This window comes from Bradyrhizobium sp. CCBAU 11434 (assembly GCF_028128895.1).
Classification (GTDB): Bacteria; Pseudomonadota; Alphaproteobacteria; order Rhizobiales; family Xanthobacteraceae; genus Bradyrhizobium; species Bradyrhizobium zhengyangense.
The window spans coordinates 128,655-153,531 of the sequence record NZ_LBJX01000097.1; the positions used below are offsets into that span (position 1 = coordinate 128,655).

A 24,877-nucleotide genomic window follows, 5' to 3' on the forward strand; every position below is an offset into this window, starting at 1 on the left:
CATGGCTGAGATCAACCCATCCGCAGAAGCAATCCGAACGATGCTCGGAGAAACGCTCGGACGCTTGCGCAAGGCGAATGCGGAATACTTTGACCTTCTGGAGAAGGGGCTTGGCTCTTCGTCCTTGCCGATTGCCGGTCAGGCAAAGGAGATCTGCGCCCGCATGCAGCATAACGTCTCGGCGACGTTCGATCTCGGCGAAAAGCTCATCCAGGCCCAGGACGTGCAGGATGCGCTCAAGATTCAATCCGAGTTCTTCCAGGACCAGATGCGCGCGCTCACCGACCAGGCCAAGACCATGGGCGAGTCCGCGATGAAGGCGGCGAGCGCCATGTTCGGTACCAAAATCTGAGCCACATCACCCGGTTGGAGAAGGTCATGGCTGAAATCAGGAAGCTCTCGGTCGAAAAGACCATCGAGAAGCTGCGCAGCGCCGATCAGCAGGTGTCGAGAGATCAACGGCTCGAGGCAAAGACCGACGAGCTGAACGAGGAGATCAGGCGTATGAAGGCTCAGCGAAAACGCCTCGATCGGCGCAAGCAGGATTGAGCTGGCAGCGCCGTGGCAATCAGCTGACGTCACCCAAGTCAAGGAATGTCCTACCGGGTCGCGGGAGTCTCACGGCAGGCCGGGAATTGATCTGGCGCGGACCGCGGGCTCGCAGGTCATGGCGGACGGGGCTGGTTCCGTGAGCAGCTGCCGGCGAGGGGCCCTGCCGCGAGGAGCACTCGAATCCCGGCTTCTCCGTTTTGGGAAATCATGGCTAAAAGAAGAAGTTGAATTCGGCAAGCTACTGAGATCACGTGGCTATTTGACACTGTCGCGTCTTAGCAACAATGTGGTACGAATACATCAGTCTCCGCCCAAGCGGACCCCGTATTCAGCACCCATTGCCGGAATGACCAGCGCAGATACCTCGGCCGCATCCTTTGACTCGGCCCCAGCCGAAGAGCCCCGGCGCTGGTCGGTAAGGCGCTGGCTGGGCCCGTTTGCCGTGGCTCTCGCATTGCTGTCGGCGCTTCTGACCTTCCTGGTTTTAACTGGCCTGACCAGCATCGAGCCAACTCGGGAGGTCGTCAGCTCCTTCCTGGCGATCAATGCGGGCACCATCCTGCTCCTGATCGGGATCATTGTCCGCGAAGTCTGGCAGATGATCCAGGCCCGCCGGCGCGGGCGGGCGGCGGCGCGGCTGCACGTGCAGATCGTCAGTCTGTTCTCGATCGTCGCCGTGCTGCCGGCGGTGCTTGTTTCCGTAGTCGCCAACGTCACGATCGAACGAGGCCTCGACCGATTGTTCTCTGGACCGACCAAGGAAGTCATCCAGAATTCGCTGATCATCGCACGCGCCTACATGCAGGAGCACGCGCAAGTGATCCGCGGCGACATTCTCGGCATGGCCAACGACATCTCGCGCGTTCCGCTGCTGTTTGACCAGGATCGGCAGTCGTTCCTGCAACTGCTGACCTCGAGCGCAGCGGCACGTAACCTGCCGGGCGCGATGCTGATGGGCAAGGACGCCAATCCGATCCTGTCGGCGGAAACCGGCGGTGTCCCGCTCACCTTCGCGCCGCCTGCGCCGGAGTTTCTTCAGAACGTCAACGAGAACGAGCCCGAAATCGCGGTTCTGCCCGATCAAAATCTGGTGGCAGCCGTGATCAGGCTCAAGGGCTTCACCGATACCTTCCTCTACGTCGCGCGCCCTCTTGATCCAAGGGTCGTCGCGCAACTCAGACAGACCGAGCTGAGCGTTGCCGAATATGCCCAGATTGAGTCGCGCAAGCTCGGAATCCAGGTCGCCTTCGCGCTGATGTTCGCGGTGATCGCGCTGACCATTTTGATGGCCTCGGTGCTGATCGGGCTCAACTTCGCCAACTCGCTGGTGGCGCCGATCCGACGGTTGATGAACGCAGCCCACACCGTCTCGACCGGCGACCTCCATGTGAAGGTGCAGGTGCACAAATCGGAAGGCGACCTCGCCCAGCTTGGCGAGACCTTCAACAAGATGACGCAGGAATTGCGCAGCCAGCGCGACGAGCTCGTCAATGCCAGCGATCTCATCGACAGCCGCCGTCGCTTCATCGAGGCCGTGCTGTCGTCGGCCAGCGCCGGCATCATCGGCGTCGACACCTCGGGGAGCGTCGGTATCCTCAACCGCTCCGCCGAGAAGCTGATCGGGCATTCCGAGGCCGAGACGCTCGGCCATCCGCTCTCCGACGTGCTGCCCGAGCTCGACGAGATGATGAAGGCGTCGCGGGAAGGGACTCAGCGCCTGGTGCAAGGCCAGATCACGATCACGCGCGACGGCACCGAGCGCAATCTGTCGGTTCGTGTCAGCGCCGAGAAGAACCAGCCGCACGACAGCTACATCATCACGCTCGACGACATCACCGAGCTGGTCTCGGCCCAGCGCACCTCGGCCTGGGGCGATGTCGCGCGCCGCATTGCCCACGAGATCAAGAACCCGCTGACGCCGATCCAGCTCTCGGCCGAACGTATCCGCCGCAAGTTCGGCAAGGACATCACCGAAGCCAAGGACAAGCAGATCTTCGACCAGTGCACCGATACCATCGTGCGTCAGGTCGACGACATCAGGCGCATGGTCGACGAATTCTCGCGCTTTGCGCGGATGCCGAAACCCGTCATGGAAGGTGAGGACGTCGCCGACACCGTGCGGCAGGCGGTGTTCCTGATGAAGGTCGCCCATCCCGAGCTCGATATCGAGGCCGAGTTCAGAGAAGATCCGCTGCGCGCCCAGTTCGACCGCCGGCTGATCTCGCAAGCGGTCACCAACATCGTCAAGAACGCGACCGAGGCGATCGAGCAGGTCCCGCCGGAAGAGCTCGGCAAGGGCCGCATCGACGTCGTGGTGTCGCGCGAGGGCGAGGACGTGTTGATCGACGTCATCGACAACGGCATTGGCCTGCCCAAGGTCGCGCGCTCGCGGCTGCTCGAGCCCTACGTGACGACGCGCGCCAAGGGCACCGGCCTTGGCCTTGCCATCGTCGGCCGCGTGCTGGAGGACCATGGCGGTCGCATCGAGCTGAAGGATGCCTCCGACTTCCGCGAAGGCCAGCGCGGCGCCTGGATGCGGATGCGCTTTGCGATCTCCGGACAGGCCAAGAAGGCCGAAGGAGCCGAGCCTGTGCCAGTGGTAACTGATACGGCCAAGGACGCAACCACGCCCGAAATCAGGCAATCGGCGGCAGAGTCTGCCAGGGATTCCGTTACGGCGCAGGAAACAAAAGTGCCGGCGGCCGAAACCAAAGAGCCGGCTGAAAAGACCAATGATTCAACGAAAATCGAAGCCTCAACAGGTAGCTGAGAAGACAGGCGCGACCCATGGCAAGTGAAATTCTGATTGTCGATGATGAGGCCGATATTCGGGATCTCGTTGCGGGCATCCTCGAAGACGAGGGTTTTGTCACGAGGACCGCGCGCGACAGCGACTCGGCGCTGGCCGAAATCGCCAACCGCCGGCCGCATCTGGTGTTCCTCGACATCTGGCTGCAGGGCTCCAAGCTCGATGGCCTGCAGCTCTTGGAGCAGGTCAAGAAGGATAATGCCGATCTGCCTGTGGTGATGATCTCCGGTCACGGCAACATCGAGACCGCCGTCGCCGCGATCAAGCGCGGCGCCTATGATTTCATCGAGAAGCCGTTCAAGGCCGACCGTCTCATTCTGGTCGCCACCAGAGCGCTGGAAAACTCGCGCCTCAAGCGCGAGGTCAAGGAGCTGAAGCAGCTCGCGCCGAGCGCAAGCTCGCTGGTCGGCCGCTCGCCGAGCATGAACCAGCTGCGCCAGACCATCGAGCGCGCGGCCAAGGCCAACAGCCGCATCCTGATCGTCGGTCCCGCCGGCGCCGGCAAGGAACTGACCGCGCGCACGCTGCATACGGCCTCGGGTCGTGCTGACGGTCCGTTCGTCGTCATCAATGCTGCGGCGATCACGCCCGAGCGCATGGAGCACGAGCTGTTCGGCGTCGAGCAGTCCAATGGCGAGCATCCGCGCAAGCCCGGTGCGCTCGAGGAAGCCCATGGCGGCACGCTGTTCATCGACGAGATCGCGGACATGCCACGCGAGACCCAGAACAAGATTCTGCGCGTGCTGGTGGAGCAGTCGTTCCAGCGCGTCGGCGGCACCGCCAAGGTGCAAGTCGACGTCCGCATCATCTCGTCGACCGCGCGCAATCTCGAGGAGGAGATCGCGGCCGGCCATTTCCGCGAGGACCTCTATCACCGTCTCTCGGTGGTGCCGATCCGCGTGCCCGCGCTGTCGGAGCGGCGCGAGGACATTCCTGAATTGATCGATTATTTCATGGAGCAGATCTCGGCCGGCAGCGGCCTGCCCAAGCGCCAGATCGGCCAGGACGCGATGGCGGTGCTGCAATCGCATGTCTGGCCGGGCAATGTGCGCCAGCTTCGCAACAACGTTGAGAGAGTCATGATTCTGGCCGCGGGCGGTCCGGAGGTGATCATCACCGCCGACATGCTGCCCCAGGACGTCGGCTCGATGGTGCCGGCGATGCCGACCAGCAACAATGGCGAGCACATCATGGGCCTGCCGCTGCGAGAGGCACGCGAAGTGTTCGAGCGCGACTATTTGATTGCCCAGATCAGCCGTTTCTCAGGAAATATTTCTCGTACGGCCGAGTTTGTTGGCATGGAACGGTCGGCACTACACCGGAAGTTGAAAGCGCTCGGAGTTGGCTAAGGCCCGACGTCGCGGCCGCTCTTGCGTGATATCTGAGAAAAATCATCTATTTCCGTAGTTTTTCGGAGAAATAGGGCGCGTTGTGCCGCGCGAAGCGGCTTGCCTAAAATGTCCACCTGTCCTCTAATCGGCCAGCCGTTCCTCCGAGGGGGATCTCATGAGGAGCGGCGACCGGAAGAAGGCCCAATTTTGAAAACAGGGCCGCTCCCGGGCGCAATAAAAAGAAACTCAAAGCGAGAAAAAAACAATGGCGGCAGACCGCGCACAAAACCTACAGGACACCTTCCTCAATCACGTTCGCAAAACCAAAACGCCACTGACGATCTTTCTGGTCAACGGAGTAAAGCTCCAGGGCATCGTGACCTGGTTCGACAATTTCTGTTTGCTGCTTCGGCGCGACGGTCACTCGCAGCTGGTCTACAAGCACGCGATCTCGACCATCATGCCGGGCGCTCCGATCCAGCTGTTCGAAGGCGGCGAGGATCAGCCGGCTTGAGAGTGATCTGATTGGAACCCCGGAATTTCGACGGGGAGGCCGACCGTCCACGGTCGGCTGGGGCTAAGCAAACGGGGCGGGTGCTTGTCGTCGGCCCCTATTTGCGAGCGCGTGCGGGAAGTGCCGACGCGCAATCGGAGAGTCATGTTCAACGCGACGCCGAGGCCCGGCTCGATGAAGCTGCGGGCCTCGCGCGCGCGATCGACCTCGTCATTGCCGATGCGATCATCGCGCCGATCAACCAGATCCGGCCCGCGACCTATATCGGCAAGGGCAAGGTTGAGGAGATCGCCGCACTCGCCAAGAGCCTCGACGTCGAGCTCGTGGTGATGGATTGCGCGCTGGCGCCGATCCAGCAGCGCAATCTCGAGAAGGAATTGCAGGCCAAGGTGCTCGACCGCACCGGCTTGATCCTGGAAATCTTCGGCCGCCGCGCCAAGACCAAGGAGGGCTCGCTCCAGGTCGAGCTCGCGCATCTCAACTATCAGCGCTCGCGTCTGGTGCGGTCGTGGACCCATCTCGAACGCCAGCGCGGCGGCTTCGGCTTCATGGGCGGTCCTGGCGAGACGCAGATCGAGGCCGACCGCCGCCTGATCCAGGAGCGCATCACCAAGCTCGAAAGCGAGCTGAAGAAGGTGCAGGCGACGCGCCGCCTGCATCGCGCCGGCCGCCAGCGCGTGCCGTACCGCGTGGTCGCGTTGGTCGGCTATACCAATGCCGGCAAGTCGACGCTGTTCAACCGCCTGACCCGCGCCGACGTCCAGGCCGCCGACATGCTGTTCGCCACGCTCGATCCCACCCTGCGCGCGCTCACGCTGCCGCATGGCGGCAAGGCGATGCTATCGGACACCGTCGGCTTCATCTCCAACCTGCCGACCCAGCTCGTTGCCGCCTTCCGCGCCACGCTGGAGGAGGTGCTGGAAGCCGACGTCATCCTGCACGTCCGCGACATCTCGCACGAAGACGCGGAGGCCCAGCAGAGCGACGTCGATGCCGTGCTGCGCCAGCTCGGCATAAACCCTGATGACAGCGGCCGCATCATCGAGGTCTGGAACAAGATCGACCGCTACGAACCTGATAAGCGCGAAGCGCTGTTGAACATTGCAGCGCGCCGGCCGGAAGATCATCCCGCGATGCTGGTCTCCGCCGTGTCAGGCGAGGGGATCGATGCGCTGCTCGCCGCGATCGAGGAACGACTTGCGGCCAAACGCACCACGTTCGATCTCTCGATTGACGCCTCTGACGGCGCCGGCATCAGCTGGCTACATCGCAATTCCGAGGTTCTCGCCAAGGAGCTGCACGACGGCCGCTTCGACATGACCGTGCGAGTGGATGAAACCAAGCGGGATATCGTCGTGTCGCGGTTCGACGCGGTGCCGCATCACGCCATGTAATCCAGCGTGCCTTCGTAGGCCGGATGGAGCGAAGCAAATCTATTGAGACATCAGAACGGAATCGTCAGGCCCGGCGTTTTCGCCTGCGCTTTGGTATAGGCGACGCCGTGGATCTTGATCCCATTCTCGTCCAGCAACGAAATGATGCCGCCCTTGTTGGACAATTCCATCGGCTTCTGCACGACGACGGCAAGCGTGCCGCCGGCCGCGATCGTTCCTGACAGGACCATGTTGTTCTTCTGCTTATCGGCGAGCATCCAGCCGGTGAGTTCGATGTCGCGATCGGCCGTATTGAGCAGCGTGACGACCTCCCGCTCTGGCGTCTTCACGGCGTTGACGAGCGCTGCAATGATGCGCACGAGGCCATCGGGCGATTCCCCGGTCGGGGGAGTTGTCGGATCGGTGGGCTTCGGCGGCTTGCCTCCGCCGAGATCGATGGGATTGCCGGTCTTGTCGTCGGTGTGCCAGGCCTGCGTCTGGAATTTGAGGAAGACCGCCGTCCATAGCTTCTGATCCGGGAACTCGAATACGAGCCCGCCGTCTTGCCACGGCCCGTTGTCGCCGGAAAACTGTCCGCTCGGGTTTCCCTGATTCATGTGGATGTCGTGAATGCCGCGGCCCGGCCGGAAACCGAAATAATTGTCCGCCTTCGTCTCCGGCCCCCACGTGTCGCCGAATGCGTACACCATCGCGCTTTCGTTCGAGAGCGCGCGCTGGACGAACTGGTTGAGCTTATCGTTGAGGTCATTGTCCGGTCCGGGCGCGGACAATGGCAGCGGGACCATCTCCTGCGGCTGCATCAGATTGCCGCGAATGAAGTCCAGCGCCATGCTGCCCGGTTTCGGTGGCTGCGGGTGCAGGCCCTCAGGCAGCGCTGAGAGCTGGTCGGTGATCGGATGGACGAAGTGCGATCGGACCAGGTACTCGACTTCGCTTCCGTCGGCTGACTGCACATTGACGGCGATGCGGAAATCCGTGTTGTCGGCCACGATATGGACCTGATAGTGCGGCGACTGTCCGGTGCCGAAGCGCATCGCGATCGGACGTCCCTTGAGGACCGAATATTGCTTCAGGGGCATCGCACTCACCTGCCATGGGTTGCGGCTGCACGGCCTATATTACTCAACTCTAGACTGTCTGTCGTGACGATTTGATGGCTTGAGAGATCCCCCCGATCGCTGAACCGGGAAAAGGTGCTGACCTATCTCGGGATCAAAGACGACCAGTGAATTCCGCAAGGCTAGCGGCGGGCTTCCTTGCGTCCTTCTGATGCTGGCTTCGTCTCATCCTTCGCCTCATTCCACAGCGCATCCATCTCCTCAAGCGACGCCTGCTCCAGCGTCCGTCCCTTTGCCTCCAGGGCGCGCTCGATATAGGCAAAGCGCCGCTCGAATTTCGCATTCGTCGCACGCAGCGCGGCTTCCGGATCGGCATCGACATGGCGGGCGAGGTTGACGAGGGCGAACATGAGGTCGCCCGTCTCCTCCGCGATCTCCTGCTTGTCGTCGCGGTCGAGCGCGGCCTCGATCTCGTCGGCTTCCTCGCGGATTTTTGCCAGCACCGCGCGCGGGTCGTTCCAGTCGAAGCCGACGGTCGAGGCCTTGCGCTGCAGCTCCATCGCGCGCGTCAGCGCCGGCTGGCCGGCCTTGACGCCTGACAGCAACGACTTGTGCGGCGGCGTCGCCTCCGGCGGCCTGCGCGCGGCACGCTCGGCTTTCTCCTCGGCCTTGATGCGATCCCAGACCTCCTTGACGTGGGAGGAGGCGAGGTTGCCCTCCTTGTCGGCGAAGACATGGGGATGGCGCCGGATCATTTTCCGCGTGATGGCCTCGACGACATCGCCAAAGGAGAACGCGTTCTGCTCCTCAGCCATCTGGGCGTGGAACACCACCTGCAGCAGGAGGTCGCCGAGCTCTTCGCGGAGGTCGTCGAGATCGCCGCGGTCGATGGCGTCGACCACCTCATAGGCTTCCTCGATCGTGTAGGGCGCGATGGTCGAAAAATCCTGCTCGAGGTCCCAGGGGCAGCCGGTCACTGGCGTGCGCAGCGCCGCCATGATCTCGATCAGGCGGGAAATGTCGCGGGAAGGGGTCATTGCTGGGCAGTCTCCTGGGTCCAAAAAGCTTATGCCAAAAGCGGGCCGCCGTTCCCAGCGTCGGCCTGCGGAACAGGTCGATTTCCACCGATTGGCTGATTCGTTCCGCGGTGCTAAAGCGCGGCCCATGAGCGACGCATATTCATCACAAACCGCGCTGGTGCTGTTCTCCGGAGGTCAGGATTCCACCACCTGCCTTGCCTGGGCGCTCAGCCGCTTCGCGCGCGTGGAGACGCTGGGGTTCGAGTATGGCCAGCGCCACGCCGTCGAGCTCGATTGCCGCGACCGCCTGTTCGAGGGCATCAAGGGCCTGCGCGCCGATTGGGCCTCAAAGCTCGGCGAGAGCCACACCCTGTCGATCCCGACGCTGGCCGCGGTGTCCGAGACGGCGCTGACGCGCGATGTCGCGATCACCATGGGCGCCGATGGCCTGCCGAACACTTTTGTGCCCGGCCGTAATCTCGTGTTCCTGACCTTTGCTGCGGCGCTGGCCTATCGGCGCGGCATCACCCACATCGTCGGCGGCATGTGCGAGACCGATTATTCCGGCTATCCCGATTGCCGCGACGAGACCATCCGCGCCATGCAATCAGCGCTCTCGCTCGGGATGGCAAGATCCTTCGAGCTGCACACGCCGCTGATGTGGATCGACAAGGCGGCGACATGGAAGCTCGCCCATGACCTTGGCGGCGACCCGCTGGTCGATCTGATCCGCGAGCAGTCCCACACCTGCTATCTCGGCGAACGCGGCGCGCAGCATGATTGGGGTTACGGTTGCGGCGAGTGCCCGGCGTGCAGCCTGCGGGCGAAGGGGTGGCGGGAGTTTGTGGCGGCCAAGTAGCTGCGTCTCGCTCCGCCGTCATTGCGAGGAGCCCGCGACAAAATTGCGTAGCAATTTTGCGCTGATGCGACGAAGCAATCCAGACTGCCGCCTTTGAGGGATTCTGGATTGCTTCGCTGCGCTCGCAATGACGGGTGAGGCAACTACCGCGCAAAATCCTCCGGCCGCAACTCGATCGGCTTGCCGTGCGGCGTGCGGTCCGCCGCATGGTCCCAGGCGTCGCGATAGCGGTGCAGCGTGTCCATCGACGCGACGCCCTTGCTTGCGACGAGGCCTTCCAGAGTGGCGAGCCAGTGCAGATAGTAGGTCTCGCCCGTATCAGGGTCGCCCGCGGCCTGCGCGCGCTTGATCTCATCGGCGAGGGCTGCGGCCCATTCGGGCCAGGTGAACACGCCGCGATCATGCAGGCTCAAGGCCATCGCAAAGGCCTGCGCTTCCCAGGGCGCGCGGAACACCGGGCCATCGTCGTCACGCGGAATGCTTGGAATCGCCGCCGTCGCTGCGGCGGCAGCGCTGCTGCTCATCACGCCGGATCCAGATAGGGCTCGAACGCGTCGATCGACACCTTCAGGGTCGGATCACCATCCGCGCCCCAGAGATCCCGGCCTTCGAACACGACGGTATAGAGCCATTGCGGGTTCTCGCCGCGCTCCATCGCCGCCGTGTCGGGAAACACGTGGCAACCGTGATTGAGCTCGACCACGCCGACATGGCCGCGGACATAGCGCGGCAGCCGCGTATGCGTGGTCGGATGAATGTTCTTGGCACGCACGCGGTCGCCGATCTTGAATTTTGCCGGCGCTGGAGCAGGGCGGGCGAACTTGCCGCGTACCATGATGCGCTCGACCTGACCGAGATCGAACTTGCCGTGCTTGAGGGCCTTGCCGGGCTTCTTGGCATGGCCCGCGGCGACTTCCTCCCGGGTGAGGTAGCCCTTCTCGATCAGCATCTCCTCGAGGCCGAGGAACCACTTCTTGTAGTAGGAGCTGGAGAGATAGACATGTGGCGGGATCGTCTCGCGATAGAAGCGCGAGGTATCGATGTTGAAGGCGCCGGCCGCGCCCATCGCGCGCACCATCGCCAGCACCCGGGACTCCCATTCTTCATGGAAGACAGGCTCGTTGGGCTCCGGCTCGACCTTTCCAAAGCCGTCCATGCCGCCCATGTCGTGCACACCGTTCACGACGGAGCTCCGGGCGCCCTGGGGAATCCGGTCCCGATCATGGAGTCGCGCGTCACGAGCTCGGCAAGCTGCTCTTCGCTCCAGCCTTCTGTGCCTGCGGGGCGCATCGGCAGCACCAGGAAGCGCGTCTCGGCGGTGGAATCCCACACCCGGATCTCGATGTCTTTCGGAACGCTCACACCGAAATCGGCGAGCACGCCGCGCGGATCCTTCACGGCACGCGAGCGGTAGGGCGAGGCCTTGTACCAGACCGGAGGCAACCCCAGCATTTCCCAGGGGTAGCAGGAGCACAGCGTGCACACGACCATGTTGTGCCGCTCAGGCGTATTCTCGACCACGACGAGATGGTCGCCGACGCGGCTGACATGGCCGAGCGTGCCGATCGCCTGGCTGCCGTCCTCCAGCAGCGCCTGCTTGAACGCCGGATCGGTCCAGGCCTTGGCGACGACGCGCGCGCCATTATGCGGGCCGATCTTGGTCTCGTAGACCTGGATGATGGCGTCGAGCGCAGCCGGCTCGACATAGCCCTTCTCGGTCAGGACAGTCTCGAGCGCGCGCACGCGCAGCTCGGTCTCGGACAATTCCGAATGGTCGTCGTGATGATGATGGTCGTGATCGTGGCTCATGGCACGAAAGATTAAGCGCAATGATCCTGTCCTGTCGAGCATTCGTTGCGCTGCATCAGGTCCCATATTCGTGACGCCTGATGTGCGCTACGATCAGGCGAAATTCAGCTTCGGAGGCGTCCCATGAAGGAGTTCGTCAAGATCGAGAAAAGCCTTGGGCCGGATGGACGAATCGCCGTGGTGCGGTTCGATCGCCATGACGGGATCAACGCCCTGTCGCCGGAAGCGCTGCGCCAGCTCACCGCGGCTGCGCGCAGCTTCGAGGATGACCCGACAACGTCGGTCGTGGTGCTGACAGGCAATTCGGGCGCGTTCAGCGCCGGCTTCGATCTGAAGGATGACGAAGGGCGATCGCGCAAGGAAATGGACCTCGGCGCGCTCAGGCGGCATCTCAAGCTTGGGCCGCGCCTGACACGCGCCTGGCAGGAGATGGAGCAGATCACGATCGCGGCGATCGAAGGCTTTTGCATTGGCGGCGGCTTGGCGCTCGCGGTCGCGCTCGACTTCCGCGTGATGGGGAGCGATGCGCATCTGCGCGTGCCCGAGATCGGGCTCGGCATGAACATGAGCTGGCAGAGCATCCCGCGCATGCTGCACCTGATCGGGCCGGCCCGCACCAAGCAGGCGGTGATCCTGGCCGATGAGCGCATCTCCGCTGACGAGGCCTATCAATGGGGCTTGGTCGAGCAGGTGGTCGATCCCGGTTATGCCTTCGATGCCGCCATGGAACTGGCTCGCAAGGTGGCCGCGCAGCCGCCGCTGTCTGTTGCCATGACCAAGCTGACCGTCAACCGTCTCGCGCATGCGTTGGACGATCTCGCCAGCCACATGGACGTCGACCAGTTCGCGCTCGCCAGCCTCAGCGAGGACCACAAGGAGGGTGTCGAGGCATTCCTCGGCCGTCGCAAGCCGCGCTTCCGGGGACGGTAGATCACAGCCCATTGATCACGGCACGGACACTCCGTATACGCCGCCCCGGGGACAAAACGGCCGGCCAACGGGCTATTCCGAAGTTGATTCACGGGGAGGGCGTATGACCGCCAGTTCGCAGGCACCTGAGGCGAAAGGCTTTCGCTGGAAGTTGATCGCACCGCTCGTGGTTTGGCTTGCGATCTATCTGTGGCCGGTGCCGGCAGGTCTCAACGTCAATCAGTGGCACTATTTTGCCGTGTTCGCGGCCGTCATCACCGGGCTGGTCCTGGAATCGATGCCGGTCGGCGCGGTCGGCCTGATTGGCCTTACGGTCGCAGGCATCAGTGGCTATATCGATCCCGATCCCAATAAATCGCTGCGCTGGATGCTGGCGGGCTTCGCCGAGAGCACGGTGTGGCTGATCGTCGGCGCCTTCGTGTTCTCGATCGGCTATCGCAAGAGCCAGCTCGGCCGGCGCATCGCGCTGGTGCTGGTGCGACGCCTTGGCACCAGCACGCTCGGCCTCGGCTATGCGGTGGCGATGTCGGACTTCCTGCTGGCGCCGGCAACGCCCTCCAACACCGCGCGCAGCGGCGGCATCGTCTATCCCATCATCAGCAACATCCCACGCATCTATGGCTCAGAGCCGGGGCCGACCGCCGGCAAGATCGGCACCTATGTGATGTGGACCGCGTTCGCGGCAACCGCGATCACGAGCTCGCTGTTCTTCACGGCGCTGGCACCGAACGCGGCGGCGCTCGCGATCGCCAAGAAGACCGTTGGTGTCGAGGTGAGTTGGGGCCAGTGGTTCGTCGGCTTTGCGCCGCTCGGCATTCTGCTGATGCTGCTCGTTCCGCTGCTCAGCTATGTCATCTGCCGTCCGGAGGTGAAGCGCAGCCCCGAGATTTCCGACTGGGCGGCGAAGGAGCTCAGCGAGATGGGCCCGATGTCGCGCAACGAGTGGATCATGCTGGTGCTGATCGTGCTCGCGATGTTCCTGTGGATCGCGGGCTCGAGCCCGGACATTCACATCCCCTTGCTCGGCTCGAACTTCGTCAATGCCACGACCGTCGTGTTCATCGTGATCTCGCTGATGCTGGTCACGGGCGTGATCGAATTTGCCGACATCGTCAGCGAGAAGAGCGCCTGGGAAGTGTTCTTCTATTTCACCTCGCTGCTGACGCTGGCCTCAGGCCTCAACGAGATCGGCTTCATCAAATGGTTCGCCAATGAATTCGCAAAGCCGCTCGCCGGGCTCTCGCCGTCGACCGCGATGATCCTGCTGGTCGCGCTGTTCTTCTGGATCCACTATTTCTTCTCGAGCATCACCTCGCATGCCGCGGCCGTGCTGCCGGTGGTGCTCGCGGTCGGCTCCGGTATCGCCGATTTGCCGGTAACGACGCTTGCCATGCTCTGCATGTATTCGCTCGGCCTGATGGGCGTGATCTCGCCTTACGCCACCGGGCCGGCGCCGATGTATTACGGCAGCGGCTATATCGGGAAGGGCCAGTTCTGGGGCTTTGGCCTGATCTTCGGGGTGCTCTATTTCGCCGGACTATTGGTCATCGTCCTGCCCTGGCTGTCCATGGTCCGGTGAGCTTCCTCGGAGACAAATATCCTCGGCAGGGCGAGTGATTGGGAAAACTTCGCCCAATCCCCCGCAAATCTCTGAAATTGCAAGAAAGACTGGAAAAGGCGATGATCTGCTGCAATGCAGCGTCGCCATCGGGCGCCTGTCTTGGTTCCACCCATCGTCGCCTGGATCGCGACCTGGCCTCGCGTGCGCCTTTCGGGCGGGCGGGCTAAATGTCCTGCATGAAAGCCGCTTCCATGAATGCGCACCCATCGCTCGTGATCGGAGAGCCGGTCGAAATCCAGGACACCGCGGCTCAGCCAGACGCGATGGTACGCTTCGAGAACATCTCGAAGATCTATCCGGCCTATCGCGGCAAGCCCGGCGTCAGCGCGCTGCAAGGCATCGAGTTTGCGATCGCACGCGGCTCCATCACCGGCGTGATCGGTCGCTCCGGCGCCGGCAAGTCGAGCCTGGTTCGGCTCATCAACGGGCTGGAGAAGCCGAGCACGGGCCGTGTCGTGGTCGACAACAGAGACATCTCCGCGCTCACGGGCCGCGAGCTGCGGCTGGCACAGCGCTCGATCGGCATGATCTTCCAGCACTTCAATCTGCTGTCCTCGCGCACAGCGGCCGACAACATCGCGTTGCCGCTGGAGATCGCCGGCTGGTCCAAGGCCGACATCAAGGCACGCGTGACCGAATTACTTGCCCTGGTCGGCATCGCCGACAAGTATGACCGCTATCCGTCAGAGCTGTCAGGCGGCCAGAAGCAGCGCGTCGGCATTGCTCGCGCGCTCGCGACGCGGCCGGACGTGCTGCTGTCGGACGAGGCGACCTCGGCGCTCGATCCGCAGACAACGCGCGCGATCCTCGATCTGCTTGCGAACATCAACCGCGAGCTCGGCGTAACCATCGTGCTGATCACCCATGAGATGTCCGTGGTGCGCCAACTCGCCAAGGAAGTTGTCGTGCTCGATGCCGGCGGCGTGGTCGAGAGCGGCCATGTCGCCGACATCTTCACCCATCCCAAGCATCCGATCACGCAGTCCTTCCTGGCCGAAGTCACCGGCGACAGCCTGCCGGTCTCGCTTGCCAGCCGGATCGTGCAGGAGCCGGGCAGCCAAGCCGTGATCCGCGTCCAGGTGCGCGGGGCAGGGGCGGGCGACACGCTGGTCGCGCGGCTCGCGCGCGAGCTCGGCCTCGACGTCTCGCTGCTATCGGCGCGCATCGATGAGATCGGCGGCCAGCATGTCGGCTCGCTGGTGCTCGGAATTCCTCTTGATGATTCTGGGGGCGAGGGCGCGGCGACGCGCGCGCTGGCTTGGCTGTCTCAATATCAGATCTCGGCGGAGCGTCTCGGCTATGTCGCCTGAACTCATCAACCTGATCATCCAGGCCACCTTCGAAACCCTGTTCATGGTTGGGATCGCGGCGGCGCTCGGCACCGTGTTTGGCCTGCCGCTGGGCGTGTTCCTTGCCACCAGCCGCAAGGGCGAGCTGTTTGCAGCCCCCGCCGTCAACGCAGCACTTGGCATGGTCGTCAACGCGACCCGCTCCACGCCCTTCATCATCCTGGTCGTGGCCATCATCCCATTCACGCGTCTTGTCGCGGGCACGTCGATCGGATCGACGGCGGCGATCGTGCCGCTGACCATCGCCTCGACGCCCTTCATCGCGCGCCTGGTCGAGGCTGCGATCCGTGAGGTCGATGGCGGCTTGATCGAGACTGCGTCGTCGTTTGGGGCTTCACCGCTCCAGATCGTGTTCAAGGTACTGATCCCCGAGGCGCTGTCCGGCCTGCTGCTGGCGCTGACGCTCGCAGTGGTCAGCCTGCTCGGTTACTCCGCCATGGTCGGCGCGGTCGGCGGCGGCGGCTTGGGCGATCTTGGCATCCGCTACGGCTACCAGCGTTTCATGCCGGAGATGATGCTGGCCGTTGTGGTCGTGCTGATCGCGCTGGTGCAGCTCGTGCAGAGCGCCGGCGACTATCTGGCGCGGCGGGTCAACCGCCGGCTGCGGCACCGCTGAGGTAACTCAGGCCGACAGCTTTGCGCGCCGCAGCGTCTCCGAGGGCAACTCAGAGAAGTGGCGCTTGTAGTCGAGCGAGAACTGGCTGAAGTGCCAGAAGCCGTGCTGCACGGCGACGTCGTAGACTGAGGTTCCGTCGCCGCGCTTGAGGTCACGCCGCACGCGGTTCAGCCGCATCGCACGCCAATAGTGCATCGGGCTCGTCCCCAAGACCTCCTGGAAGCAATAGCCGAGCTTGCGCGGGCTGGCGCCGACCGCCTTGCAGATCTCGAGCAATGAGAGCGAGCGGTCGCCGCTGCCATGCATCAGCGCGCGGGCGCGATCGACGGCGCGCTTGCGCGCCACGGCACTACGGCCAGGATCGTCGGAACGCGCCGTCGGCAGCATGTCCATGATCTCGACGAGGAGGGCATCCTCCAAGGCTTGCCGGGTGGCTGCATCGTCGAAACGGTCCGGCGCGGTCGTGATCGTGTCCTGGATCGCGGCGAGGTGCGCGCGCAACCGAGCGACCGGCGCCTCCGCCATCTCCATCGCCCGCAGCTGGTGCCAGACCGTACGCGGCAGCTCGATGTTGAGGCGAGTAGCCAGTTCCTCGATCAGCGCCGCGCTGGTGACGACGCCACGAAACTCGAACGCTTTCGGCGTGCACATGTCGACCTCGGCGTCGATGCAGGTGATCACGTGCGTGCCCGCAACACTGGCGCCGTTGCAATTAATCTCGCCGTCGCCGTGCCAGGGCAGGCCGATGCCAAAGCTGTCGGCGCCTAACTGGCCGTATTGGCGGACCTGCTGGCTGGTGATCTCGCGGAACACGTCAATGCGGGGCAGGGAAAGCTGGGTGAAGCTGCCGCGGAATGCGCCCGCGCTGATCTGGTCGTAGCTGAGCCGCCAGTGGCCGAGCGCGGCGCAATGCTCGTCGACGTCCGTGCTGCTCGCCTGAAACAGGTTGGCAGCCGAGTCCTGAATCGGAAGAGTTTCGCTTAAGGCCATGACAGCACGTCGGAATTCAGTCGCCAAGCAGCTAGCAAGGACGACGCCAGACTGGCACGGCCACAGGCCCTGTCCAGCGAAATATTGCCGGATCTCGATAACGCCTGGCCGTGACGCTGTGCAGTCTTCCCCATGACCACTCGCGGCACCGGAGCCGGGATGGCTTGCGGAGGAATCGAGATGCGACCGACCGAAATCATGCGCGGCAGCCCGCCGGCGCCGGAGGCCCAGGTGACTCGCGCCAACTGGCGCAGTTTTCCTGCTATCCGCTGGGGCTTCACCCACACCCGCGAAGTGCTGCCGACCGCCGAGATCCGTCGCTCCGCGCAGCCGACGTCGATCGCAAGCGCCCCGCGCGAGCTGGCAAAGCTCGGCTTCACCGCGCCTGACGGTCAGGCGACCACGATCGAGGCGACGCTCCGCGAGACTTTTGCCGATGCGCTGTTGGTCATGCATCGGGGCACGCTGGTCCACGAATGGTACGGTGACGGCATGAGCGTGACCACGCCGCATCTGATCTGCTCGATCAGCAAGGCGATATCAGGCACGGTCGGCGGTGTCCTGGCCGCACGCGGTCTGGTCGATCCCGAGGCGAGGGTGGTGCGCTATGTGCCGGAGCTGGAGAGCTCTGTCTACGGCACCTGCACGGTCCGCAACCTGCTCGACATGGCCGTCGCCATCCAGTTCGAGGAAGACTACGAGGACCCAGCAGGCGATGTCGCCCGCTATCGCTTCTCCTCAGGCTGGGACCTGCCGCCGGCTGGCATCGAGCCCAGCCATCAGCGTGCCTATCTGACGACGCTCCGTGGCACCGGCAAGCCGCACGGCAAGGTGTTTCACTACGTCTCGACCAACACCGAGGTGCTCGGCTGGGTCTATGAGCGCGCCTGCGGCATGCCCTATCCGCGCATTCTGTCGGAATATCTCTGGCAGCCCCTGGGCGCGGAGGAGGACGGCTCGCTCACGCTCGACAGCCATGGCATGGGCCGCATCGCCGGCGGCATCTCGGTCACCGCGCGCGACCTGCTGCGCTTCGGCGAGATGATGCGGAATCGCGGCGTGGTCGAGGGGCGGCAGGTGGTGCCCGGCTGGTGGATCGACGATATCAGGGAGAACGGCGACCCCAAGGCCTGGGCCGACGGCGACCTCGCGGAGTTCTTCCCGGGTGCGCGCTATCGCAGCAAATGGTTCACGATCGATCCGGCGCGCAATGCGCTGACCGCGATCGGAATCCACGGCCAGCATCTCTATGTGGATATCGACGCGGACACCGTCATCGTCAAGCTCGCGACGCAGCCCAAGGCGATGGATGTGCCGGTCGATCAACGCTGGTTCGCTGCCTTCCGGGCGATCGTCACACATCTGGCTCCGCGCTGACCTCCGGACATCACCATGCTCGATACAGTCAAAGCCAATTCATCAACGCAGATCGCGACGCCGCATCCGCTGGATCCGTTGACAACGGAGGAGATCACGGCCGCCTGCACGCTGGTGCGTGCGGCAGCCGCTTCGCCGGAGAACTGCCGCTTCCCGACCGTGCGGCTGGAAGAGCCGACCAAGCAGGAATTGGCCGCGGGCGGGACGCCACGCTGTGCCTTCGCGCTGACCCTCGACGTTGTGACGGGCGAGGCGATCGAGCACATCGTCGATCTCGGCCGCAACGAGATCGTCGCGCGAAATGTGATTCCGAACCGCGAGGCGCCCTATGGGCAGCCATCGGTGATGCTCGAGGAATTCTTCAAGTGCGAGGCCGTGGTCAAGGCCGATCCGGGCTGGCGCGCAGCGATGCATCGGCGCGGGCTCACCGACAAGGACATCGAACTGGTCCAGGTTGACCCGTTCTCCTCGGGCTTCTTCGATTTCGAATATGAGCGCGGCGCGCGCATCGTTCGTGCCGTCAGTTTCTTCCGCGAGCATCCGCGGGACAACGGCTACGCCCATCCGATCGAGGGCGTGGTCGCGGTCGTCGATCTGATGGGCGGCAAGGTCATTGACCTCACCGACGCGGACCCGATCGTGCCGATCCCGCGCAAGAAGCGGAACTATGGCGCGCATGAAGTTGCGAACCCGCGCACCGACATCAAGCCGCTGCATATCGAGCAGTCGGAAGGGCCGAGCTTTGCGGTCGACGGCTGGAAGGTCGACTGGCAAAAATGGAGTTTTCGCGTCGGCTTCACGCCGCGCGAGGGATTGGTGCTGCATCAGCTCGCGTACCAGGACGGCGCGCGCAAGCGCTCGCTGATCCATCGCGCCAGCGTCACCGAGATGGTGGTGCCCTACGCCGATCCGACCGCGAACCATTTCTGGAAGTCGGCGTTCGACGCCGGCGAATACGGCCTCGGCATGCTCGCCAACGCGCTGGAGCTCGGCTGCGATTGCCTCGGCCATATCAGGTATTTCGACGTGCCGGCCGCCGACAACAACGGCACCCTTCGTCATGCAGAACGCCATCTGCATGCATGAAGAAGACTACGGAATTGCCTGGAAACACTACGAATTCCGCAACGGCCTGTTCGAGGTGCGCCGCTCCCGGCGGCTCGTGATCTCGTTCTTTGCCACCGTCGGCAATTACGATTATGGCTTCTACTGGTACCTCTACCAGGACGGCACCATCCAGCTCGAGACAAAACTCACCGGCATCATCCAGACCGCGGCCGTGCAGCCGGGCGAAAAGTACAAATGGGGTGGCATGGTCGACGACGTCCTCGGCGGCCCGACGCACCAGCACTTCTTCAACGTGCGCATGCACATGGATCTCGATGGCGGCGGCAACACCGTCAGTGAGCACGAGTTCGTGCCGCGGCCCTGGGGCGCGGACAATCCACACGGCAACGCGTTCGACACCACCACGCGCGTGCTGTCGCGCGAGCGCGACGCCGCTTCCGTTGCCAATGGCGAGACCGGCCGGTTCTGGAAGATCAGCAATCCCAATGAGACCAATTCGGTCGGCAATGCGCCGGCCTACAAGCTGATGGTCAATCCGAGCCCGCTGATGCTGGCGCAGGAGGGCAGCTATGTGCGCAGGCGCGGAGGGTTTGCGACCAAGCACGTCTGGGTCACCGCCTTCGACAAGGACGAGAAATACGCCAGCGGCGATTATCCCAACAACCACGCCGGCGGCGACGGCCTGCCGCGCTACGCCGCGCAGAACCGCAATATCGAGAACGCCGACATCGTGCTGTGGCACTCGTTCGGCCACACCCACATCTGCAAGCCCGAGGATTTTCCGATCATGCCGGTCGAATATGCCGGCTTCACGCTGAAGCCGACCGGCTTCTTCGCGGCCAATGCGGCCTTCGACATCCCGCCGGATCGCAACAGCCGCAGCGTGCTCGCAGGCGAACAGGACGCCGCCAGCGAATCGTGCTGCCACAAGGGCTAGCGGAGCGGGGCCCCGGCAGGCTCTTGCCCGTGCGGCCCCGCGATCGACGCCGGACCGGCAACGAGCGAGTCGAGATCGACCAGAAACAGATCGGCCATATGGGTGAGCTGGTGCAGCGGGATGCTGATCTCACCACGCTCGGCACGAGCGACAAAGTCGGGCGAGACGCCGACGAGGTTCGCAATCTGGGCCTCGGTGTAGCCACGCGCCTCGCGCGCGCCCTTCACTTGGGCACCGATGTGCCGCCGATGCAGGGCCTGTTCTTCCTCGGTCATCATCAGGGCCTGCTCGTCCGCGCTCGCGACGCCATCGGCGAACGCGACGCCGAGCAGCCGCCGCTTCTGCCAGGCCACCCGGCAGGCCTTGCGCAAGCCGTCGGCGAAGATCAGCGAGGCCTCTTTCGGAAACGCCAACGACCAGTCGAGCTTCAAGCGTGCGCCGGTGCCGGAGACATCGGCGATGGTGCAGGGGATGCTCACGGTTCCCCTGGCACCCTCGAACTCGATGATCCCTGTTCTCGCCGTGGATTGCCTGGTCGCAGCGCGCAAGTCGCTCATCAAGTCGCTCATGGAGGCCCCGCGAAACATTGCGGCGGATTTTACCTCTCGGTCTCCCGGCGCTCAATCGAACCCGCACGCCATGGTGAAGGATTGGTTCTCCGGCGGAGCACGGCGCGCCGCCCGGGATGAACCTTCCGGGCCGGTCGCGTCACCAAGATTGGAGACTGCCCCAAAACCCTTCGGACATCGCAATGAGATCGATCGTTCTGCTCGGCCTGCTTGCCTTCGCCACGCCTGCACACGCAGCCTCTTCCGAACAGCACTATCTCGATCTGCGAGACCGCTACATTACTAGGTTTTCGAAGGCCAAGGAGAGCGACGAAACCAGCAAGCAACACGATGCCGCGCTCAACGAGCTGACCGGCGTGCTGCGTGGCCTGGTGGGACCAGTTGTGATCAAGGGACTCCCGGCCGAGGGCAAGTCGAACGTCGATACGCTGTTCAAGGGCGACATCGGCTTTGGTCACCTCGACGGGCTCGCCTTCGCCACAGAGGGCGACAAGCAGCAGGCCGTGGTGACGACTACGACGCTGCTCAAGCACTGGCTTGCCGAGCACCGCAGGGATCCCATGCCGCAGGAGACCGACGCGGCGTTCAAGTCCGATACCTTCTACTATGCCGCCATCCAGGACGCGGCCTTCGCCAAATATGCCGAGCTGCCCATCACCAAGCCGGCATCCGTGAGCGCCGCCGTCGCGGTGCTCGGCGTGCGCGGCAATGGCGATTTGAAGGGACCGCCGCACGAGATCGACGTGGTCGCCATCCAGGGCGTGAAGGTCTACTTCCTTGCTGCGACCGAGGCCATCAAGACAGCTGAAATCCCCGCCTGCGAAAAGGTCTGGAAGCAGATGATGGCGAAGAAAGTGCCGGAGGATGCCACGGCCAAGGAAGACCAGGCGATGGCGGCCTATACCAAGTGTTTCGCCAAGGAGGCGCCCAGCCAGAGCTGGTTCGCAGCGGCGGTCAAGAAGGCGCAGGGCCAACTGGATCTGCTGCCGTTGCGATAGCGTGCATCGGCCGAAGATCGCAGCGACGTGCGAGAGTGGTGCCGCAGGGGGCGCGTCTCAGCGCCGCTGGTCGACCCGCAATGTCTCCAGATAGGCCACGACGGCTTCGATCTGGGACTCGTTGAGCCTCGGATTCGGCATGGCCTGGTCGGGTCCCAGTCGCCGATGGCCTGACGTCAGGAAATGCCGGAGGCCGTCCGCGGAGAAGGATGATCGGCTGACGATCTCCGGGAAAGCTGGTGGGGACGGGCGGAACGCTGGTGTTTCCTTGGCAGCGTCAGCGACGACGTGGCACGTCCCGCAAGTGGCGTTGGCGATCGCGCGCCCCTCGGACACCTGGTCGACAAACAACTGATTGGGAACGGGCAGAGTGAGCGGGATCTGCATGGCGATCCAGGCATATCCGCTGCTCCGGTGGCAACCGTTGCATTCGTTCGTCAGGCCGGCATACGATGTCATGAACGCGGGGACGTCCTTCGACTGGAGCGCCTGGCGTACGGCCCGGACCTCCTCCTTGGCGCGATCGGCTTGTGACGGGTTCGCGAGCAATCTGCTGGTCGCTTCAAGATTGGCGTCGATCTGTTGAATCTCGTAATTCGCCAGGCTCCAATTGCTCAGCTTGCCCGCAAACCAAAGCTTTGCGTGCTGGAGCTGAAGTCTGGTCATGAGGTCGGCCAGTGTCGCAGACAATTCGGCCGGCGCCGCCGCGCCGAAGGCGGACAGCACGACGATGATCGCACTCAACAGAACTGTTCGTAGGCGCATGTTCGAAATGTTCCGATGTCGCATTTCAGGATGGCATTGCAGACCGTACTGGCGTTGATCCTGATCAAGACGTTGTTCGCCACGGCAAATACCTGTTGTGTCTCTCTCGGAGGAAGACATGCGCGCCCACCAGATCATGTCCAGATGCGTTGTGACGATACGGCCGGAGGCGCCGGTCGCCGACGCCATCAAGGTGATGCTTGCGCATCATATTAGCGGCCTGCCCGTGGTGGACTCAACCGGGACACTGGTCGGCATCCTGTGCGAGAGCGATTTCCTTCGGCGGACTGAAATCGGCACCGAGCATGAACGCAACCGTTTGCTCACGATGTTGCGCGGAGCCGATCGGATTGCAGCCGAGTTCGTGAAGGAACACGGACGCACAGTCGAGCAGGTGATGACCCGCCAGCCGGTGTCCACCACCGAGCAGGCGCCGCTTGTGGAGGTTGCCGACCTGATGGAGCGGCGGCATCTGAATCATGTGCCTGTCATGCGCGGCGAGCGCGTCGTCGGGATCATCACCCGATCCGACTTCCTGTCCGCAGTTGCCGGCCCCCTGACCAGTGCTTCCGGCTACTCCAGCGATGACAGCCAGATTCGTCGCTCCGTCCTTGCTGCACTGACCCGGATGCCGTGGCAGCCGACCTGCCTGAACGTCAGCGTGAAGGGCGGAACAGTCACGTTACGTGGCGTCGTCAGGGGTGAAAACGCGCATCAGGCGGTCATTGTGGCCTGCGAGAACGTTGCAGGCGTTCGAGCGGTGGAGGACCGGCTTTATCTCCAGCCCGATCGACCGGATCCCGAGGATGATTACGGCGGCGGCGATTTCGTATCGTTGCAGATGGAGCCGTCCACGCTGGACGACGAGCCATTGTAGTCAAAGCGCACACCGCAATCGCGGGGTGCGTCCTCCTGAATTTACCTGTCGCGGGCGCGACGGTTGCCAGACGGCACGATACGCTTGGCGAATTTGCCGATTGCCGGGGAAAACAGCGCGATCTCAAGGATCCCGTAGAGCGCAAGTACCATCAGCGCCTTGATCGCTTCGTTGGTCATTCGTTGCTCTCCGTCAAATGATCTAGATTGGATGCTTCTCGTGTCGGGTCAGTTCGGTCAGGGTATGACCGGGATCAGGCTTGTAGACGGTCCGGGTCGCCGTCGCCCGCGCATTGACTTCAGGATGAGCCAAATGGGCTGTCAGCGTGATCGCCATCATGGCGATGCTGCCGACGAGCACCAAGACGACCACCTTCAGATGGGTTGTCTTATCGATGGTGTAGATCGAGTGATTCACGGCAGGCTCCATCGTCAACGAGCCGAATTCACGCTGGCAATGGATCTTTAACGCATCGGTCGGAGAGCCGAAATTCGGGCCTTTCACCTAAGGACATATCCGTAAGGACGCATGGAAGAGGGCGCGGCGGTCCGACGTTCACGAGGAGGTTCCGAAGCCGGCGTGGCGAACATTGAGAATTCTCAAATCGCGCCGAACCGCTGTTGTTAGGCTTCTTGAGTGGCGTCACTCGGATCGCCGGAGGCGTCCCTCATGCCGCTTTGTACCTTCTCCCGCTTCCTCAAATCCACGATCGTGTCGGCATTGAGCCTGGCGCTTGTGCTTGGATCGGGCGTTTGCCGAGCCAATGAATTTGACAGGGAGCAGGCAGAGACGTTCTCGACCATGAACCTTGCGCCTCTGGTCAAACGCATCTCGCCGGCCGTGGTGGGAATCCGGGCTTGGGGCCTGCCCTCGGAGCCTCGAATCTTCGATCCGGAAGCCGGATTCCCGGATCCTCCCACACCACGAGAATGGCAGGGAGCGGGTGTCGTCGTGGACGCCCTGGCGGGTTTCATCGTGACCGCAAATCACCTGGTCGCCAGCGCCTCGGTCGTAAAGGCACAGCTCCAGGATGGCCGGGCGTTGGACGCCCTTGTGCTCGTACGATCCGATCGAGACGACGTTGCGCTGCTCCGCGTCGCCCCCGACAATCTGCGCGCGATAACTCTCGATTACGCTAGCGCGCTCGAGGTGGGAGCGCCGGTCCTGGCGATCGGAAATCCAGGGGATTGGGGACAGAGCGTGACAGTTGGCATCGTGTCAGCCCTCCATCGTTCGTGCCCCGGCATCGCCAACGGCGATCTGATCCAATCGGATGTTCGCGTCGCCCAAGGGAGTTCGGGCGGCGCGCTGGTCAATCTGCAGGGGAAGCTGATCGGGGTCGTCCTGGCGCGACGGAGCGGGTTTGCCTTCGCTGCGCCGGTCGACGCGGTCAGGAGGCTCTTTGTGGCCGCACAGTAGGAAGCCGGGCGATCGC

Annotated in this window: 25 protein-coding genes and 1 pseudogene; 16 read left to right on the top strand and 10 right to left on the bottom strand. The window is 63.5% G+C overall.

Annotated elements, in window-relative coordinates:
- Position 1 precedes the first annotated feature (1 nt).
- From XI06_RS28635 to hflX, 6 genes are all read left to right on the top strand, one after another.
- A complete protein-coding gene (locus XI06_RS28635; protein ID WP_237862438.1) occupies positions 2 to 352 on the top strand; it encodes a phasin in 351 nt (116 codons plus the stop codon).
- 26 nt (positions 353 to 378) lie between these two features.
- Complete coding sequence (locus XI06_RS28640) at positions 379 to 549, top strand: hypothetical protein (protein ID WP_237862437.1); 171 nt, start codon at positions 379 to 381, stop codon at positions 547 to 549.
- Between the two features lie 349 nt (positions 550 to 898).
- The gene (locus XI06_RS28645) at positions 899 to 3,322 is read left to right on the top strand and encodes a sensor histidine kinase NtrY-like (RefSeq protein ID WP_271607042.1); all 2,424 of its coding nucleotides are present in this window, start codon (positions 899 to 901) and stop codon (positions 3,320 to 3,322) included.
- 17 nt (positions 3,323 to 3,339) lie between these two features.
- On the top strand, positions 3,340 to 4,710 hold the full coding sequence (gene ntrX / locus XI06_RS28650; protein ID WP_271607043.1) for a nitrogen assimilation response regulator NtrX: 1,371 nt from the start codon (positions 3,340 to 3,342) through the stop codon (positions 4,708 to 4,710).
- Between the two features lie 247 nt (positions 4,711 to 4,957).
- Positions 4,958 to 5,206, top strand: a complete 249-nt coding sequence (gene hfq, locus XI06_RS28655; RefSeq protein WP_007591126.1) for an RNA chaperone Hfq — start codon at positions 4,958 to 4,960, stop codon at positions 5,204 to 5,206.
- A gap of 11 nt (positions 5,207 to 5,217) precedes the next feature.
- Complete coding sequence (gene hflX / locus XI06_RS28660) at positions 5,218 to 6,600, top strand: GTPase HflX (protein ID WP_271607044.1); 1,383 nt, start codon at positions 5,218 to 5,220, stop codon at positions 6,598 to 6,600.
- 50 nt (positions 6,601 to 6,650) lie between these two features.
- Here hflX and XI06_RS28665 read toward each other — a convergent pair whose 3' ends face one another.
- Positions 6,651 to 7,679, bottom strand: coding sequence for a DUF2278 family protein (locus XI06_RS28665; RefSeq protein ID WP_271607045.1), 1,029 nt, complete (start codon positions 7,677 to 7,679; stop codon positions 6,651 to 6,653).
- 161 nt (positions 7,680 to 7,840) lie between these two features.
- Entirely contained in the window at positions 7,841 to 8,695 is an 855-nt protein-coding gene (gene mazG, locus XI06_RS28670; protein ID WP_271607046.1) for a nucleoside triphosphate pyrophosphohydrolase, read from the bottom strand.
- A 127-nt stretch (positions 8,696 to 8,822) separates the two neighbouring features.
- Between mazG and queC the strand changes: the two genes are divergently transcribed.
- Positions 8,823 to 9,536: a 7-cyano-7-deazaguanine synthase QueC gene (queC, locus tag XI06_RS28675; protein WP_237869018.1), complete on the top strand. Its 714-nt coding sequence runs from the start codon at positions 8,823 to 8,825 to the stop codon at positions 9,534 to 9,536.
- A 143-nt stretch (positions 9,537 to 9,679) separates the two neighbouring features.
- On the opposite strand, the gene XI06_RS28680 is transcribed toward queC, so the two are convergent.
- From XI06_RS28680 to nthA, 3 genes are read right to left on the bottom strand one after another with little or no spacing between them, the layout of a single operon-like run.
- Positions 9,680 to 10,060, bottom strand: a complete 381-nt coding sequence (locus XI06_RS28680) for a nitrile hydratase accessory protein (protein WP_271607047.1) — start codon at positions 10,058 to 10,060, stop codon at positions 9,680 to 9,682.
- Positions 10,060 to 10,719, bottom strand: coding sequence for a nitrile hydratase subunit beta (nthB, locus tag XI06_RS28685; protein WP_237862428.1), 660 nt, complete (start codon positions 10,717 to 10,719; stop codon positions 10,060 to 10,062). Before nthB ends, XI06_RS28680 begins: the two co-directional genes overlap by 1 nt.
- Entirely contained in the window at positions 10,716 to 11,345 is a 630-nt protein-coding gene (gene nthA, locus XI06_RS28690; protein ID WP_271607067.1) for a nitrile hydratase subunit alpha, read from the bottom strand. Before nthA ends, nthB begins: the two co-directional genes overlap by 4 nt.
- Before the next feature lie 123 nt (positions 11,346 to 11,468).
- On the opposite strand from nthA, the gene XI06_RS28695 reads away from it, so the two are divergent.
- The 4 genes from XI06_RS28695 to XI06_RS28710 all read left to right on the top strand — a co-directional run bounded on the left by XI06_RS28695 (position 11,469) and on the right by XI06_RS28710 (position 15,861).
- Positions 11,469 to 12,275 carry an enoyl-CoA hydratase/isomerase family protein gene (locus tag XI06_RS28695; RefSeq protein ID WP_237862427.1) on the top strand — a complete coding sequence of 269 codons (807 nt, stop codon included), beginning with the start codon at positions 11,469 to 11,471 and terminating at the stop codon, positions 12,273 to 12,275.
- Positions 12,276 to 12,378: 103 nt separating this feature from the next.
- Entirely contained in the window at positions 12,379 to 13,854 is a 1,476-nt protein-coding gene (locus XI06_RS28700; RefSeq protein ID WP_237869016.1) for a DASS family sodium-coupled anion symporter, read from the top strand.
- Between the two features lie 218 nt (positions 13,855 to 14,072).
- Entirely contained in the window at positions 14,073 to 15,206 is a 1,134-nt protein-coding gene (locus tag XI06_RS28705; RefSeq protein ID WP_271607068.1) for a methionine ABC transporter ATP-binding protein, read from the top strand.
- Positions 15,196 to 15,861: a methionine ABC transporter permease gene (locus XI06_RS28710; RefSeq protein ID WP_237869013.1), complete on the top strand. Its 666-nt coding sequence runs from the start codon at positions 15,196 to 15,198 to the stop codon at positions 15,859 to 15,861. Before XI06_RS28705 ends, XI06_RS28710 begins: the two co-directional genes overlap by 11 nt.
- Positions 15,862 to 15,867: 6 nt before the next feature.
- Here XI06_RS28710 and XI06_RS28715 read toward each other — a convergent pair whose 3' ends face one another.
- Positions 15,868 to 16,851: a helix-turn-helix domain-containing protein gene (locus XI06_RS28715; RefSeq protein ID WP_271607048.1), complete on the bottom strand. Its 984-nt coding sequence runs from the start codon at positions 16,849 to 16,851 to the stop codon at positions 15,868 to 15,870.
- A gap of 180 nt (positions 16,852 to 17,031) precedes the next feature.
- Between XI06_RS28715 and XI06_RS28720 the strand changes: the two genes are divergently transcribed.
- Together XI06_RS28720 and XI06_RS28725 are read left to right on the top strand one after the other, a co-directional pair.
- Positions 17,032 to 18,228, top strand: coding sequence for a serine hydrolase domain-containing protein (locus XI06_RS28720; RefSeq protein ID WP_271607049.1), 1,197 nt, complete (start codon positions 17,032 to 17,034; stop codon positions 18,226 to 18,228).
- Positions 18,229 to 18,243: 15 nt separating this feature from the next.
- A pseudogene (locus XI06_RS28725) lies at positions 18,244 to 20,233 on the top strand (primary-amine oxidase).
- On the opposite strand, the gene XI06_RS28730 reads toward XI06_RS28725, so the two are convergent.
- Positions 20,230 to 20,790 (bottom strand): helix-turn-helix domain-containing protein, encoded by a 561-nt coding sequence (locus XI06_RS28730; RefSeq protein ID WP_237862421.1) that lies wholly within the window; start codon positions 20,788 to 20,790, stop codon positions 20,230 to 20,232. The pseudogene XI06_RS28725 and the gene XI06_RS28730 overlap by 4 nt on opposite strands.
- Before the next feature lie 194 nt (positions 20,791 to 20,984).
- On the opposite strand from XI06_RS28730, the gene XI06_RS28735 reads away from it, so the two are divergent.
- On the top strand, positions 20,985 to 21,800 hold the full coding sequence (locus tag XI06_RS28735) for a hypothetical protein (RefSeq protein ID WP_271607050.1): 816 nt from the start codon (positions 20,985 to 20,987) through the stop codon (positions 21,798 to 21,800).
- A gap of 57 nt (positions 21,801 to 21,857) precedes the next feature.
- Here XI06_RS28735 and XI06_RS28740 read toward each other — a convergent pair whose 3' ends face one another.
- Positions 21,858 to 22,544: a c-type cytochrome gene (locus XI06_RS28740; RefSeq protein ID WP_271607051.1), complete on the bottom strand. Its 687-nt coding sequence runs from the start codon at positions 22,542 to 22,544 to the stop codon at positions 21,858 to 21,860.
- 139 nt (positions 22,545 to 22,683) lie between these two features.
- Here XI06_RS28740 and XI06_RS28745 point away from each other — a divergent pair, with 139 nt between their 5' ends.
- Positions 22,684 to 23,442: a CBS domain-containing protein gene (locus XI06_RS28745; protein WP_237862418.1), complete on the top strand. Its 759-nt coding sequence runs from the start codon at positions 22,684 to 22,686 to the stop codon at positions 23,440 to 23,442.
- A 41-nt stretch (positions 23,443 to 23,483) separates the two neighbouring features.
- On the opposite strand, the gene XI06_RS28750 is transcribed toward XI06_RS28745, so the two are convergent.
- Together XI06_RS28750 and XI06_RS28755 are read right to left on the bottom strand one after the other, a co-directional pair.
- A complete protein-coding gene (locus XI06_RS28750; RefSeq protein WP_237869004.1) occupies positions 23,484 to 23,621 on the bottom strand; it encodes a hypothetical protein in 138 nt (45 codons plus the stop codon).
- A 22-nt stretch (positions 23,622 to 23,643) separates the two neighbouring features.
- Complete coding sequence (locus tag XI06_RS28755) at positions 23,644 to 23,946, bottom strand: hypothetical protein (RefSeq protein WP_271607052.1); 303 nt, start codon at positions 23,944 to 23,946, stop codon at positions 23,644 to 23,646.
- 132 nt (positions 23,947 to 24,078) lie between these two features.
- Here XI06_RS28755 and XI06_RS28760 point away from each other — a divergent pair, with 132 nt between their 5' ends.
- The gene (locus XI06_RS28760) at positions 24,079 to 24,861 is read left to right on the top strand and encodes a trypsin-like peptidase domain-containing protein (protein WP_271607053.1); all 783 of its coding nucleotides are present in this window, start codon (positions 24,079 to 24,081) and stop codon (positions 24,859 to 24,861) included.
- Positions 24,862 to 24,877: the final 16 nt, after the last annotated feature.

Excerpts from the sequence above, each read along its gene's own strand:
- XI06_RS28635 (WP_237862438.1), top strand. The coding sequence starts at position 2 with ATGGCTGAGATCAACCCATCCGCAGAAGCAATCCGAACGATGCTCGGA.
- XI06_RS28640 (WP_237862437.1), top strand. The coding sequence starts at position 379 with ATGGCTGAAATCAGGAAGCTCTCGGTCGAAAAGACCATCGAGAAGCTG.
- XI06_RS28645 (WP_271607042.1), top strand. The coding sequence starts at position 899 with ATGACCAGCGCAGATACCTCGGCCGCATCCTTTGACTCGGCCCCAGCC.
- ntrX (WP_271607043.1), top strand. The coding sequence starts at position 3,340 with ATGGCAAGTGAAATTCTGATTGTCGATGATGAGGCCGATATTCGGGAT.
- hfq (WP_007591126.1), top strand. The coding sequence starts at position 4,958 with ATGGCGGCAGACCGCGCACAAAACCTACAGGACACCTTCCTCAATCAC.
- XI06_RS28665 (WP_271607045.1), bottom strand. The coding sequence starts at position 7,679 with ATGCCCCTGAAGCAATATTCGGTCCTCAAGGGACGTCCGATCGCGATG.
- mazG (WP_271607046.1), bottom strand. The coding sequence starts at position 8,695 with ATGACCCCTTCCCGCGACATTTCCCGCCTGATCGAGATCATGGCGGCG.
- queC (WP_237869018.1), top strand. The coding sequence starts at position 8,823 with ATGAGCGACGCATATTCATCACAAACCGCGCTGGTGCTGTTCTCCGGA.
- XI06_RS28680 (WP_271607047.1), bottom strand. The coding sequence starts at position 10,060 with ATGAGCAGCAGCGCTGCCGCCGCAGCGACGGCGGCGATTCCAAGCATT.
- nthA (WP_271607067.1), bottom strand. The coding sequence starts at position 11,345 with ATGAGCCACGATCACGACCATCATCATCACGACGACCATTCGGAATTG.
- XI06_RS28695 (WP_237862427.1), top strand. The coding sequence starts at position 11,469 with ATGAAGGAGTTCGTCAAGATCGAGAAAAGCCTTGGGCCGGATGGACGA.
- XI06_RS28700 (WP_237869016.1), top strand. The coding sequence starts at position 12,379 with ATGACCGCCAGTTCGCAGGCACCTGAGGCGAAAGGCTTTCGCTGGAAG.
- XI06_RS28705 (WP_271607068.1), top strand. The coding sequence starts at position 14,073 with ATGAAAGCCGCTTCCATGAATGCGCACCCATCGCTCGTGATCGGAGAG.
- XI06_RS28710 (WP_237869013.1), top strand. The coding sequence starts at position 15,196 with ATGTCGCCTGAACTCATCAACCTGATCATCCAGGCCACCTTCGAAACC.
- XI06_RS28715 (WP_271607048.1), bottom strand. The coding sequence starts at position 16,851 with ATGGCCTTAAGCGAAACTCTTCCGATTCAGGACTCGGCTGCCAACCTG.
- XI06_RS28720 (WP_271607049.1), top strand. The coding sequence starts at position 17,032 with ATGCGACCGACCGAAATCATGCGCGGCAGCCCGCCGGCGCCGGAGGCC.
- XI06_RS28730 (WP_237862421.1), bottom strand. The coding sequence starts at position 20,790 with ATGAGCGACTTGCGCGCTGCGACCAGGCAATCCACGGCGAGAACAGGG.
- XI06_RS28735 (WP_271607050.1), top strand. The coding sequence starts at position 20,985 with ATGAGATCGATCGTTCTGCTCGGCCTGCTTGCCTTCGCCACGCCTGCA.
- XI06_RS28745 (WP_237862418.1), top strand. The coding sequence starts at position 22,684 with ATGCGCGCCCACCAGATCATGTCCAGATGCGTTGTGACGATACGGCCG.
- XI06_RS28750 (WP_237869004.1), bottom strand. The coding sequence starts at position 23,621 with ATGACCAACGAAGCGATCAAGGCGCTGATGGTACTTGCGCTCTACGGG.